This is a genomic window from Pseudomonas sp. JDS08PS003, assembly GCF_045013505.1.
Classification (GTDB): domain Bacteria; phylum Pseudomonadota; class Gammaproteobacteria; order Pseudomonadales; family Pseudomonadaceae; genus Aquipseudomonas; species Aquipseudomonas protegens_B.
The window spans coordinates 4895505-4908330 of the sequence record NZ_CP120724.1; the positions used below are offsets into that span (position 1 = coordinate 4895505).

At 63.6% G+C, this 12826-nt stretch carries 12 protein-coding genes and 2 pseudogenes; 6 read left to right on the top strand and 8 right to left on the bottom strand.

All coding sequences use genetic code 11. The features are described from left to right. The first annotated feature begins 103 nt into the window (after nucleotides 1-103). Both P7C00_RS21705 and P7C00_RS21710 read left to right on the top strand, forming a co-directional pair. Nucleotides 104-298, top strand: coding sequence for a hypothetical protein (locus P7C00_RS21705; protein ID WP_123727999.1), 195 nt, complete (start codon nucleotides 104-106; stop codon nucleotides 296-298). A 108-nt stretch (nucleotides 299-406) separates the two neighbouring features. Beyond that, entirely contained in the window at nucleotides 407-589 is a 183-nt protein-coding gene (locus tag P7C00_RS21710; protein WP_346635161.1) for a hypothetical protein, read from the top strand. Here the strand turns inward: P7C00_RS21710 and P7C00_RS21715 are convergent. Continuing rightward, a complete protein-coding gene (locus P7C00_RS21715) occupies nucleotides 586-1647 on the bottom strand; it encodes an AI-2E family transporter (RefSeq protein WP_346635162.1) in 1062 nt (353 codons plus the stop codon). The two genes, P7C00_RS21710 and P7C00_RS21715, sit on opposite strands and share 4 nt — an antisense overlap. A 159-nt stretch (nucleotides 1648-1806) precedes the next feature. Here P7C00_RS21715 and yegQ point away from each other — a divergent pair, with 159 nt between their 5' ends. Next, nucleotides 1807-3132, top strand: coding sequence for a tRNA 5-hydroxyuridine modification protein YegQ (gene yegQ, locus P7C00_RS21720; RefSeq protein WP_346635163.1), 1326 nt, complete (start codon nucleotides 1807-1809; stop codon nucleotides 3130-3132). A gap of 48 nt (nucleotides 3133-3180) precedes the next feature. Here the strand turns inward: yegQ and P7C00_RS21725 are convergent, their stop codons facing one another. The 3 genes and pseudogenes from P7C00_RS21725 to P7C00_RS21735 all read right to left on the bottom strand — a co-directional run bounded on the left by P7C00_RS21725 (nucleotide 3181) and on the right by P7C00_RS21735 (nucleotide 6368). Then, nucleotides 3181-4002, bottom strand: a complete 822-nt coding sequence (locus P7C00_RS21725) for a methyl-accepting chemotaxis protein (protein WP_372242094.1) — start codon at nucleotides 4000-4002, stop codon at nucleotides 3181-3183. Nucleotides 4003-4086: 84 nt separating this feature from the next. After that, nucleotides 4087-4860: pseudogene (locus P7C00_RS21730) on the bottom strand (cache domain-containing protein); the annotation flags it as partial. A gap of 191 nt (nucleotides 4861-5051) precedes the next feature. After that, nucleotides 5052-6368, bottom strand: coding sequence for a Na+/H+ antiporter family protein (locus tag P7C00_RS21735; RefSeq protein ID WP_346635205.1), 1317 nt, complete (start codon nucleotides 6366-6368; stop codon nucleotides 5052-5054). A gap of 1403 nt (nucleotides 6369-7771) precedes the next feature. Here P7C00_RS21735 and P7C00_RS21740 point away from each other — a divergent pair. Continuing rightward, nucleotides 7772-7918: pseudogene (locus P7C00_RS21740) on the top strand (HAMP domain-containing protein); the annotation flags it as partial. 102 nt (nucleotides 7919-8020) lie between these two features. Beyond that, the gene (locus P7C00_RS21745; protein ID WP_404940064.1) at nucleotides 8021-8776 is read left to right on the top strand and encodes a methyl-accepting chemotaxis protein; all 756 of its coding nucleotides are present in this window, start codon (nucleotides 8021-8023) and stop codon (nucleotides 8774-8776) included. 121 nt (nucleotides 8777-8897) lie between these two features. Here P7C00_RS21745 and P7C00_RS21750 read toward each other — a convergent pair whose 3' ends face one another. The 4 genes from P7C00_RS21750 to P7C00_RS21765 are packed head-to-tail and all read right to left on the bottom strand — an operon-like array spanning nucleotide 8898 to nucleotide 11510. Next, a complete protein-coding gene (locus tag P7C00_RS21750) occupies nucleotides 8898-10211 on the bottom strand; it encodes a sensor histidine kinase (RefSeq protein WP_404937338.1) in 1314 nt (437 codons plus the stop codon). Then, on the bottom strand, nucleotides 10208-10876 hold the full coding sequence (locus P7C00_RS21755; protein ID WP_123727854.1) for a response regulator transcription factor: 669 nt from the start codon (nucleotides 10874-10876) through the stop codon (nucleotides 10208-10210). The genes P7C00_RS21750 and P7C00_RS21755 overlap by 4 nt, the downstream gene beginning before the upstream one ends. After that, nucleotides 10876-11178, bottom strand: coding sequence for a PepSY domain-containing protein (locus P7C00_RS21760; protein WP_402887585.1), 303 nt, complete (start codon nucleotides 11176-11178; stop codon nucleotides 10876-10878). Before P7C00_RS21760 ends, P7C00_RS21755 begins: the two co-directional genes overlap by 1 nt. A gap of 11 nt (nucleotides 11179-11189) precedes the next feature. Beyond that, nucleotides 11190-11510, bottom strand: coding sequence for a PepSY domain-containing protein (locus P7C00_RS21765; RefSeq protein WP_346635168.1), 321 nt, complete (start codon nucleotides 11508-11510; stop codon nucleotides 11190-11192). 161 nt (nucleotides 11511-11671) lie between these two features. Between P7C00_RS21765 and P7C00_RS21770 the strand changes: the two genes are divergently transcribed. After that, nucleotides 11672-12751, top strand: a complete 1080-nt coding sequence (locus P7C00_RS21770; RefSeq protein WP_346635169.1) for a patatin-like phospholipase family protein — start codon at nucleotides 11672-11674, stop codon at nucleotides 12749-12751. Nucleotides 12752-12826: the final 75 nt, after the last annotated feature.

Sequence of the window (12826 nt, forward strand, 5' to 3'; positions counted from 1 at the left end):
CGACGGCCCTGAGCAACATGGGACTGTCATGTTTGTGTCATTCAAGCACTGCAAGATCGACCCAGTCCGCTCGCCACAGGCCCATAACAACAAGGACGACCCCATGCCCACGCAAAACCCCCATCGCGTCGAAGGCCTCTGCACTTCCAGCCGGGTGTACGACGCCCTGACCGAACTCAAGCATCTGGAAGGCCATCGCAGCGCCAAGTTTCTCTCGCTGCTGGCCCAGAATCTGGTGCGCAAAGGCCTGCTCAATGAGCAGGAAGTGCTGCACATGCTCGATCAGGTCGTGGACTGAACGACCGTTGCCGCTAGCACCGGCATCAATGTCCACTATCAGACTGGGTGATTTTTCGTAGCACTTGGGGCTTTGTAAGGTAACTCCTCGCAAATCGAGGAGCTTGTCATGCCCAAGGTTCAGATCATGTCCGTCATCGGCAGTGCCGTCCCCGCGTCGCTCAGGGAACTGGGTTTGCTGGCCTGCTGGTACCTGGTACGCGACGGCGAAGCCGTCAGCGGCCCGCTGACCTCCCTACCCGCCGCCCAGGCCCTGTCCAGGCAACTCGATCTGCAGAGGGTCCACTTCTAAGGCAACTGCACCCGTGGCCGGGTTTCGACGAACAGCGCCCAGCTGGACATGAACAGCGCGGCGATCAAGGGCCCGATGACAAAGCCATTGAGGCCGAAGATCGCCAGCCCGCCCAGGGTCGAGATCAGGATCAGGTAATCCGGCATCTTGGTGTCCTTGCCCACCAGGATGGGCCGCAGCAGGTTGTCCACCAGACCGATCACCAATACCCCGAACAACCCCAGCACCACCCCTTGCCAGATCGCTCCGCTGATCAGGAAGTACGCTGCCACCGGCCCCCAGACAATCCCCGCCCCCACCGCCGGCAACAAAGACAGAAACGCCATCAACACCGCCCACAACAGGGCGCTGGGAATGTCCAAGAACCAGAAGATCATTCCACCCAGGGCCCCCTGGGTCACCGCCACCAGCACATTGCCCTTGACCGTGGCCCGCACCACCCGATTGAACTTCAGCTGCAGCCGGCGTTTCTGGTACTCGGCCAGGGGCACGGCAGTACGGATCTTGCGCGCCAGTTCGGCGCCATCGCGCAAAAAGAAGAACAGCAGATAGAGCATGATGAAGAAGCTCACCACGAACTCGAAGGTGCCCTGACCAAAGCTGAACGCCTGGGTCGCCAGGTACTGGCTGCCCTGCATCGCGCTCTTGACCACCTTCTCCTGCAAGCCCTTGAGTTCGCCAAGGCCGAAGCGATCCAGCAGGTGCTGAAAGTAGGGTGGCAAGCTGTGCTTGAACTGGGCCAGGTAGCCGGCGATGTCCAACTGACCGCTTTCGATTTTCTTGTACAACTCGGCTCCCTCCTGGACCAGCAACACACTGGTGATGATCACCGGCAGGATGGCGATCAACAGGCAAACCAACAGGGTGCACAGGGCCGTGAGATTGCGCGGCCAGCCGAACTTCAATTGCAGACGGCGCTGTAAGGGAGCAAAGACGATGCCCAGGATCACCGCCCAGAACAGCGCCCCGTAGAACGGCAGCAGAATCCAGATGAACGCCACCGTCACCAGGGCCAGTAACAGCAGCAGGCTTTTGTTTTGCAGGTTGTTTTGATTCATGTCCGATCCAGGTCAGTCAACGCCCAATCACGGCGTCCTGAGGGTTAGTCCACAGCCGCGATGCCGAGTGCGTTTTTTTCTGCGCCAGACATAGATCCAGATCAATGAATGCCCGCCAGCACTGGCTTACCCTCGCGACCTTTTGCGACCGACAGCCCCATGACGCTCCTCGCCAAGCCCGAACTCCTGGCCCCCGCCGGCACCCTGAAAAACATGCGCTACGCCTTCGCCTACGGCGCCGATGCGGTGTACGCCGGCCAACCGCGCTACAGCCTGCGGGTACGCAACAACGAATTCGACCACGCCAACCTGGCCCTCGGTATCCGCGAGGCCCAGGCCCAGGGCAAGCGTTTCTACGTGGTGGTCAACATCGCCCCGCACAACGCCAAGCTCAAGACCTTTCTCAAGGATCTGGAGCCTGTCATCGAGATGGCCCCGGACGCGCTGATCATGTCCGACCCAGGGCTGATCATGCTGGTGCGCCGGCACTTCCCGGCCATGCCGATCCACCTCTCGGTGCAGGCCAACACGGTGAACTGGGCCAGCGTCGAGTTCTGGCAACTGCAAGGGCTGACCCGGATCATCCTGTCCCGGGAGCTGTCCCTGGAAGAAATCGAGGAAATCCGTCAAAAAGTGCCGGCCATGGAGCTGGAGATCTTCGTCCACGGCGCCCTGTGCATGGCCTATTCCGGACGCTGCCTGCTCTCGGGCTACATGAACAAGCGCGACGCCAACCAGGGCACCTGTACCAATGCCTGCCGCTGGAAATACAAGGCCGAGGAAGCCACCGAGAACAACCTCGGGGAAATCGTCCAGACCTTCCAGCCGGAGCCGACCCTGGGCCTGGGAGCGCCCACCGACCAGGTGTTCCTGCTCCAGGAAGCCAATCGTCCGGACGAGCTGATGCCGGCCTTCGAGGACGAACACGGCACCTACATCATGAATGCCAAGGACCTGCGGGCGGTGCAGCACGTGGAACGCCTGACCCGCATGGGCGTGCACTCGCTGAAGATCGAGGGCCGGACCAAATCGCACTTCTACTGTGCCCGCACCACCCAGGTGTACCGCCGGGCCATCGACGACGCCGCCGCCGGACGCGAGTTCGACCGCAGCCTGATGAACGACCTGGAGTCCCTGGCCCAGCGCGGCTACACCGAAGGCTTCCTGCGGCGCCATGTACATGACGAGTACCAGAACTACCAGAACGGCAGCTCGGTGTCGGAACGCCAGCAGTTCGTCGGTGAACTCACCGGCGAACGCCGTGACCGGCTGGCAGAAGTGAAGGTAAAGAACCGCTTCGCCCTGGGCGATCACATGGAACTGATGACCCCCAAGGGCAACTTCCACTTCGACCTGCACGAATTGCAGAACGCCAAGGGCCAAGCCATCGAAGTCGCTCCGGGGGATGGCCACACCGTGTACCTGCCGATCCCCGATCAGGTGGACCTGCGCTTCGGCCTGTTGATGCGCGACATCAGCGCCTGAGGTACAGCGCTCTGGCCAGCCGCCCCGGGCGGCTGGCTGGGCACAGCATCAGATCCGGAACTGCCCCACCAACCGACCCAGACGCTGCCCCAGGTCCGCCAGGCTGCGGGAGGTCTGGGCGCCACGCTGGGTTTCATCGGCCACGCTGTCCACCGCTACGGCGATCTGGTGCACGCTGCGGTTGATCTCTTCAGCTACCGCGGTCTGCTCCTCTGCCGCACTGGCGATTTGTGCGTTCATCGAATTGATGGTGCCGATCAGCTGGGCCATGGTGTCCAGCGAGGCACCGGCCTCGTTGGCTTTCACCGAGGTGCCATCGCCGGCATCGCTGGAGCGGCGCATGGCATCCACCGCCACCCGGGTGCCCTGCTGCAGGCGATCGATCATGCCCTGGATTTCCTGGGTGCTTTGCTGGGTACGGCTGGCCAGGGCGCGCACTTCATCGGCGACCACCGCGAAACCACGCCCGGCCTCCCCGGCCCGGGCCGCTTCGATGGCGGCGTTCAAGGCCAGCAGGTTGGTCTGCTCGGCGATGGAGCGGATCACATCCAACACGCTGACAATCGACGACACGTCCTGCTGCAAGCTGTCCAGGGACGTGCCGCTGTTGCGAATATCGCTGACCAGGGCATGGATCTGCTGGATGCTGCCATCCACCACGCGCTTGGCCGCCTGGCCTTCCTCATCGGTCTGTTGCGCCGCCACCGCCGCACCTTGGGCACTGCGGGCCACTTCATGGGCCGCGGAGGACATTTCATTGATCGCCGTGGCCACCTGATCGGTCTCGTGACGCTGACGCTCCATGGCCTGTTCCGAACGCTGGGCCTGATCCGAAACCTGGGTCACCAGCTCGGTGAGCTGCCCGGTCATCTCGGTGATCTGGCGCACCAGACCGTGGATCTTGTCGACAAAACGGTTGAACGAACCGGCCAGATCCCCCAGCTCGTCCTGGCTGGTGATCGCCAGGCGCCGGGTCAGGTCGCCTTCACCGGCGGCGATGTCATCGAGGTTGGCTTTCATCAGGTTCAGCGGCCGCAGCATGGTGTTGGCCACCAGCATGCCCAGGGCCGCAATCACCAGCAGCACCACCGCAGCGATCCCGAGAATGCTCAGGACCATGCCTTCCATGCGCTGGTTGACGCTGTCCTGGACTGCAGCCACCTGGGCGTCGATGCCATCGAGATTGACCGAGGTGCCCAGCACCATGTCCCACTTGGGCAGGTACTCGGTGTAACCCAGCTTGGGCACCAGCACATCGCTGCCCGGCTGAGTGGAGCTGTATTGCACGTAATGGCTACCGTCCTTGCCCACGCGCACCAGTTCGCGGTTGACGTAAACGCCGTTGGGGTCGCGATTGTCCTTGAAGCTCTTGCCCACGCCGTCCGGGCTGTTGCCCTTGAACAGGCGCACGGTCTCGGAGTCGTAGCCGAAGAAGTAGCCGTCCTTGCCGTACGTGATGTTCGACAGCAGCTTGACCACCTCGGCCCGCGCCGCCTGATCCCCAGGCGCCGCCGCGTCGTACAGCGGCTTGACCGTGTTCAGGGCCACTTCGACATAGCTCTGCAGCGTGGCCTTGGCCTCGCCCAGCAGCCGATGACGGGTTTCCTCGACTTCTTTCTGGGCCTGCTGGCGCAGCATGAACACCGTGCTCAGGCTGATCACCAGCGCAAACAGCAGTACCGGGAGCACCGCCAGGGACAGGACTTTGGCCTTCAGGCTCAAGCGCATAAGGGACTCACTCTTGGTTTTTTATTGGCGTGATAACCGCGTTAACGGCACGCCAAAACAAAAGTTGAGCCTGAACCCGTAGGAGCCGGCTTGCCGGCGAAGAGGCCCTTGAGCCTTGCTCCGACCTTGCCGACGCCTTCGTTGGCAAGCGGGCTCCTACACCCCCCCCGACTTCTACGAGAGCGAGATAATCAGAGGACCATGGCCGCGACCCAGCCAAAGGCCAGCAGCGGCAGGTTGTAGTGCAGGAAGGTCGGGACCACGGTGTCCCAGATGTGATGGTGCTGGCCGTCGATATTCAGCCCCGAGGTCGGGCCCAGGGTCGAATCCGAGGCCGGCGAGCCCGCGTCACCCAGCGCCCCGGCGGTGCCCACGATGCAGACAATCGCCAACGGGCTGAAACCCAGCTGTACGCACAAGGGCACAAAGATCGCCGCCAGGATCGGCACCGTGGAAAACGACGAGCCGATGCCCATGGTCACCAACAGGCCCACCAGCAACATCAGCAAGGCGCCCACGCCCTTGCTGTGGCCGATCCACGCCGCCGAGGCTTCCACCAGGCTCTTCACCTCGCCGGTGGCCTTCATCACTTCGGCGAACCCCGAAGCGGCGATCATGATGAAGCCGATCATGGCCATCATCTTCATGCCTTCGGTGAACAGGTCGTCAGTCTCGCGCCAGCGCACGATGCCCGACACCGAGAAAATCAGGAAGCCGCACAAAGCCCCGATAATCATCGAGTCCAGCAACAACTGGATCACGAACGCAGCGATGATCGCCAGGCCCGCCACCAACAGGGTCCGCGGGTTGTACTGCACCGCCACCTGCTCGACTTTCTCGATCCGGTCCAGGTCATAGATGCGCTTCTTGCGGTAGCTGACAAAGGCCAGCAGCAAGCCGCAGAGCATGCCCAGGGCCGGAATACCCATGGCGTGAGTGACATTGACCTGGCTGATGTCCACGCCGCTGCGGGCCACGTTGGCCAGGAGGATTTCATTGAGGAAGATGTTGCCGAAACCCACCGGCAGGAACATGTAGGGGGTGATCAGGCCGAAGGTGATGACACAGGCGATCAACCGCCGATCCAGCTGCAACTTGGTCAGTACATAGAGCAGCGGCGGCACCAGCAGTGGAATGAAGGCAATGTGGATCGGCAGGATGTTCTGCGAGGCAATCGCCACCACCCACAACAGGCCGATCAGCAGCCATTTGACCTGGCCGCCGCCGTGGGCGTCCTGGCGATCCACCAGTATCAGGATCTTGTCCGCCAGGGCATGGGCCAGGCCGGACTTGGCGATGGCCACGGCGAAAGCGCCGAGCAAGGCGTAGGACAGGGCCACGGTGGCACCACCACCCAAACCGCTGTTGAACGCCTTGAGGGTGGCCTCGATCCCCAGGCCGCCCGTCAAACCGCCCACCAGGGCACCAATGATCAGGGCGATCACTACATGCACGCGGGACAGGCTGAGCACCAGCATCACGCCAACCGCGGCAATTACTGCGTTAATCATCGTTACCTCATTACTGCGCCGCTAAAAATGGCGCAAAAGCCTGTGACCGACCGGAAGGCAGCGGACTGCCGACATCGAAATGAAAGAGGTTCTTATTAGGGGCGCGCACTTTGCAGCAGCAGGCCCGGCTTGTCAAAACCCCAATCCCGGTGAAGCCCAAGACAGTGCGGCTTATTTCGAACAAGCGTTTAAAGAACACCGTTCGTCGGCCGTTACAGTGCAAAGTCTCAGATATTTATCGAATAAAGGACGCCTCCATGTCGCTCAGACAACTTTCCATCCAATGGAAGATCACCCTGCTGGCCGGACTCTGCCTGTTGGGCATCGTGTCGCTGTTGGTGGGACTTTCGCTGTATCGCATGGAGCACAGCTCCGAGCGGGTGAAAGCGTCGAGCATGGAGATGCTCAATGAAGCGGCCCAGGCCCGGATCGAAGCCCAGGGTGAAGTCCAGGCACTGGGCATTCGCCAACAGTTCATGGACGCCTATCAATACGGCCACGGCTTTTCCCGCCAGGTGCTGTTCCTGCGGGAACAGGCCGAGAAACGCTTCCTTGACGCCTTCGACCTGCGCGAAGACCTGACCCGCCAGGTCAAGTCGGCGTTGCAGGCCAATCCCGACCTGCTGGGCCTGTCCCTGGTGTTCGAAGCCAACGCCCTGGATGGCAAGGACGAGTTGTTCAGCGGCCAGAGCGAGCTGGGCAGCAACGAAAAAGGCCGCTTCGCCCTGTACTGGTCACAGCCCACCCCAGGCAAGCTGACCTCCATGTCGCTGCCGGAAAGCGACATGAGCGACACCCGCAGCGGGCCCAGCGGCCAGCCGGCCAATGCCTGGTTCACCTGCCCGCGCAGCACCCTCAAGCCCTGCGTGATCGAGCCCTACTTCTATGACATCGACGGCCAGAAGGTGCTGATGACCAGCATCGTCTTCCCGCTCCTGGTGAACGGCAAAGTCATCGCCTCGCTGTCGGTGGACATCAACCTCAACAGCCTGCAGGCCATCAGCCGCAATGCCAGCCAGAAGCTCTACGCCGGCCAGACCAGCGTCAGCATCCTCAGCCCGGTAGGCCTGCTGGCCGGCCATAGCCCGGATGCCGGCAAGCTCAGCCAGCGCCTGGACAGCGTCGACAGCGTCAACGGCGCGCAACTGATCCGCCAACTGGCCAGCAGCCCAGAGACCCACAGCCTGCACAGCAATCAGAAACTCAAGGTCCTCGCCCCCTTCACTCCGATCCCTGGCGGCCAGCCCTGGGGCGTGCTGCTGGATGTGCCGGAAAAGGTCCTGGTGGGTCCGGCCGAAGCCTTGAAAAGCGAACTGGACGCCAGCAACAGCAGCGGCACCCTGATGGAACTGGGCCTGGGCCTGCTGGCTGCCTTGGTGGGCCTGCTGCTGGTGTGGCTGATGGCGCGCAGCGTGACCCGGCCGATTCTCGGTGTGGCCCACATGCTCGAAGACATCGCCAGCGGCGAAGGCGACCTGACCCGGCGCCTGGCGTACAACAATAAGGACGAGCTGGGGCAACTGGCCGGCTGGTTCAACCGTTTCCTCGACAAGCTGCAGCCGATCATTGCCGAAGTAAAACGCTCGGTGCAGGACGCCCGCGGCACCGCCGACCAGTCATCGGCCATCGCCACCCAGACCAGCGCCGGGATGGAACAGCAGTATCGTCAGGTGGATCAGGTGGCCACTGCCTCCCATGAAATGAGCGCCACCGCCCAGGACGTGGCCCGCAGTGCGGCCCAGGCGGCTCAAGCGGCGCGGGATGCCGACCAGGCCACGCAACAGGGCCTGAGCGTGATCGACCGCACCACCCGCAGCATCGACCAACTGGCCGCCGACATGAGCGCCGCCATGACCCAGGTCGAAGGTCTGGCTGCCAACAGCGAACAGATCGGCACGGTACTGGAAGTGATCCGCTCGATTGCCGAGCAGACCAACCTGCTGGCCCTCAACGCCGCCATCGAAGCAGCCCGCGCCGGGGAAGCCGGGCGCGGTTTCGCGGTGGTCGCCGACGAGGTGCGCAACCTGGCCCGGCGCACCCAGGAATCGGTGGAGGAAACCCGCCAAGTGATCGAACAACTGCAAACCGGCACCCGGGACGTGGTGGGCTCCATGAACAGCAGCCATCGCCAGGCCCAGGGCAGCGTCGAACAAGTGGGGCAGGCCGTGACCGCCTTGCGCCAGATCGGCGACGCGGTGACGGTGATCAGCGACATGAACCTGCAGATTGCCAGCGCCGCCGAACAGCAGAGCGCAGTGGCCGAGGAGATCAACAGCAATGTGGCGACCATTCGTGACGTCACCGAATCCCTGTCGGAACAAGCCAATGAATCGGCGCGGGTCAGCCAGTCCCTCAACAGCCTGGCCAACCAGCAACAGAGCCTGATGGATCAGTTCCGCGTCTGAACAGAGGCAATGGGCTTAAGGTGACGGTGGCCGCAAAGCCCACTGTCACAGGAAGGCGCTGACGGTGGCGCGAGGACTTGCTCGCGCCGGACCGCACAGCGGCCCTCCCCGGCCCGTCGACCTAGCGCCTGGGCAGTGCGATTTCGACCCGCAAGCCACCCAGCGCGCTCTCCTCCAGGCTCAGGGTTGCGCCCCACGCTTCAACGATATCCCGCACGATGCCCAGGCCCAGGCCGTGGCCATCGGTCTGCTCATCCAGACGCGCTCCGCGACTGAACACTTCACTGCGCCGCTCCTGGGGAATCCCCGGGCCATCGTCGTCCACCGCCAGGAAGAACCCCGTGGCCCGCTCCTCGACACTCAGGCGTACCTGGGCATCGGCCCATTTGCAGGCGTTGTCCAGCAGGTTGCCCAGCAGCTCCAGCAGGTCCTCGCGATCCCAGGGCAGGCGCAACCCGGGCGCCGCCTGAAAACTCAGGTCCAGATGCTCGCCGTGGATCATGTTCAAGGTGGCCAGCAATCCCGGCAGTTCGGCATCACATTCAAACAAGGCGCCGGGCAAGGCATCGCCGGCCAAGCGCGCACGATTGAGTTCGCGATTGAGCCGTTGCTGCACCTGTTCCAGTTGCTCCTGAAGCATCCGCTGCACCTCAGGATGCCCTTGCAGTTTCGCCCCGCTGGCCAAGCTCAGCAGCACCGCCAACGGCGTCTTCAACGCGTGCCCGAGGTTACCCAGGGCATTGCGTGAACGCTTGAGGCTGTCCTCGGTGTGGGCCAGCAAATGGTTGATCTGCGCCACCAGCGGCTCCAGTTCAACCGGCACCTGGGCATCCAGCTGCGAGCGCTGGCCTTGCTGCAACTGGGCAATCTGCTCCCGTGCGGTCTCCAGGGGGCGCAAGGCGCGGCGCACGGTAATCCGCTGCAGCAACAGGATCAGCAGCAACCCCGCCAGCCCCAGGCCAAGGCCGACCTGACGCATGCGCTGGAAGCTCTCGCGTACGGGGGTGTAGTCCTGGGCCACGCTGATGGAGATCGATTGCCCGAGGCGCTTGTAGTCACTGCGCAACACCAGCAGTTGCTGCCCTTCCGGCCCCAGTTGCAGGTTGCTTTGCAAGCCGGCGCGCTCCAGCTGCGGCAGTTCCTGATCCCACAGGGAACGGGAACGCCAATGCACATCGGCGAAATCGATACGGAAGTAATGCCCGGAAAAAGGCCGCTGATAGGCGGGCGACAGACGACGCTCGTCCAGTTGCAAACCTTGAGGACCTCTTACCAGCGCCAACAGCAGACTCTCGCTGTCTTCCCGAAGCCCCGCCTCCAGGTAGCGTTGCAGGCCCACTTCGAACAGCCAGAGGCTGGTCTGCGCCAGCACCAGGCCAACCACCACCATCACCGTGATCAGGCCCAGGCTCAGACGGCGCTGGATCGACCTCACGAATCACTCCCGCCGAACAGGTAGCCCTGGCCACGGCGGGTTTCGATCACACTGCGCCCCAGCTTGCGCCGCAGGTGATTGACGTGGACTTCAAGGACATTGGAATCGCGTTCGGTTTCACCGTCGTACAGGTGTTCGGCCAGGTGGCTTTTGGACAGGATCTGCTGCGGGTGCAGCATGAAGTAGCGCAACAGGCGAAATTCCGCGGCGGTCAGCAACACGTCCTGGCCATCGCGGACCACGCATTGGCGGCCTTCATCCAGATGCAGCCCGGCGGCCTGCAAGGTCTGCTGATTGGCCTGGCCGTGGGAGCGACGCAACAGCGCCTGCACCCGCAAGTGCAGCTCCTCGGGGTGAAAGGGCTTGCTCAGGTAATCATCGGCGCCGGCCTTCAGACCTTCGATACGCTCGGCCCAGGAGCCGCGGGCGGTGAGGATCAGCACCGGGGTCGCCAGGCCACCGGCACGCCATTGACGCAGCACATCGAGTCCCGGGACCCCGGGCAGGCCGAGGTCGAGAATGATCAGGTCATAGGGTTCACTGGCGCCCTGGTACAGGGCATCGCGGCCGTCGGCCAGCCAGTCCACCGCGTAGCCCTGAAGTTTCAGGCCCTCCAGCAGTTCATCCGCCAGGGATACGTGATCTTCCACCACAAGCAGGCGCATCAGTCATCTTCCTCATCTTTCAACAGGCGCCCAGTGGCGGCATCCAGATCCAGCTCGCGGACCACGCCGTCCACGGTCAACAGCTCGACCTCGTAAATGTACACATCATGTTTTTCTTCCAGTTCGGCTTCCAGCAGCCTGGCACCGGGATAGCGGTCCATGGCCTGCTGCAGCAGTTGCTCCAGAGGCAGGATCACCCCCCGCTGGCGCAGGCGCAGGGCCTCGTCCTGGTCCAGGTCGCGGGCCACGGCCAGGGAGCAGAATAGCAACAGCGCCAGGGCCGCCCGGCTGCCGGCGCGCATCGTCGAGTTCATTAAGTGTCCTGATGGTCCTTGAGCACCTGGCCGGTCACCGCGTCCAGTTCCAGGTCCCACTCCAGCCCTTGCGGATCGCGCAGTTCAACCTGGTAGATGTACTTGCCGTACTCCTCTTCCAGCTCGGTTTCACTGATGCTCGCCCCAGGATGCCGGGACAGGGCCGTGGCATTGAGTTTTTCAAAGGACACAATGGTACCAGCGTCGCGCAGCCTCAGGGCTTCGTCCGGGCCCAGGTCCCGGGCATGGGCGAGGCTGGCGGCCAGGCTGGTGGTCAGAGCAATCAGGCTGGCGCCGAACAGCGCGGTCAGGGTTTTCATGGCAGGTCTCCAAGGTCAGTGGCCAAAGGCCGATGACGCCGACGATACCCAAGGCAACTTAATTGAAACTGAATGGCCATCATGGGCCTGACACAAGTTTCACTCGGCCCGCAGCGGCGGGGTTCTCTATACTCGGCGGCTGATTCAAGAGTGAGCCCGGTATGACCGCCATCCATATCAAGTTTCCCGCCCTGTCCCTCAAGGCCGGCCCCCGCGCCCTGGCCCGCATCCGTCGTCAAGGCCTGCACGCCGGCGAAGTCGGCACCTTGCCGGGCGCCGCCGGCGGGCCCAAGGCCCTGGGCATTCAGGGGCTGGACCTGGCGCTGTTCGGTGAATGGTTGCCCGCAGTCCCCCGTGAGCGTTCGTTGATCGGCGCGTCGGTGGGTTCCTGGCGCTTTGCCAGCGCCTGCCTGCCGGACGCCGCCGAAGGCATCCGCCGCCTGGGCCAGCTGTACAACGCCCAGAGTTTCGCCAAGGGCGTGACCATGGCGCAGATCAGCCAGAGCTCCCGGCGCATGCTCGACGACCTGCTCGATGGCCGCGACGCTTCGATCCTCGACAACCCCCACTACCGGCTCAACATCATGGTGGTCAAGAGCCACGGCCTGCTGGCGGACGATCACCGCGCACGCCTCGGCCTGGGCCTGTCCTCGGTGATCGCCGACAACCTGCGGGGCCGCGCGCGCCTGTCCCGGCACTTCGAGCGCCTGGTGCTGCACGACCCGCGCCTGGCGCCGCCGCTGCTGGCCCTGGAAGACTTCCCCTCGCGCTTTGTGCCCCTGGACCGCGGCAACCTGCGCCAGGCCCTGCTGGCCTCGGGCTCGATTCCCATGGTCATGCAGGGCGTGCGCGAACTGCCCGGCGCCGGGGCCGGCACCTTCCGCGACGGCGGCCTGCTGGACTACCACCTCGACCTGCCCTACAGCGGCAGCGACATCGTGCTCTACCCGCACTTCACCGACCGGGTGATTCCCGGCTGGTTCGACAAGACCCTGCCCTGGCGCCGGGCCAGCCCGGAGCGCCTGCGGGACGTCTTGCTGCTGGCGCCGTCGAAGGAGTACCTGGCGCGCCTGCCCTACGGCAAGCTGCCGGACCGCAACGACTTCAAGCGCTTCATGGGCGACGACGCCAGCCGGCAGAAATACTGGCGCAGCGCCATGGACGAAAGCCGGCGCCTGGGGGACGAGTTTCTCGAACTGGCGGCGCAGAACCGCCTGGGTGAGCGCTTGCAAAGCCTGTAAATCCAGAGCTGCGCTGCGCACTGACCCTTTAGTCAGGGTTTTTCCGCAGCCTTGGGGCCAAGCTGATAAACTCGC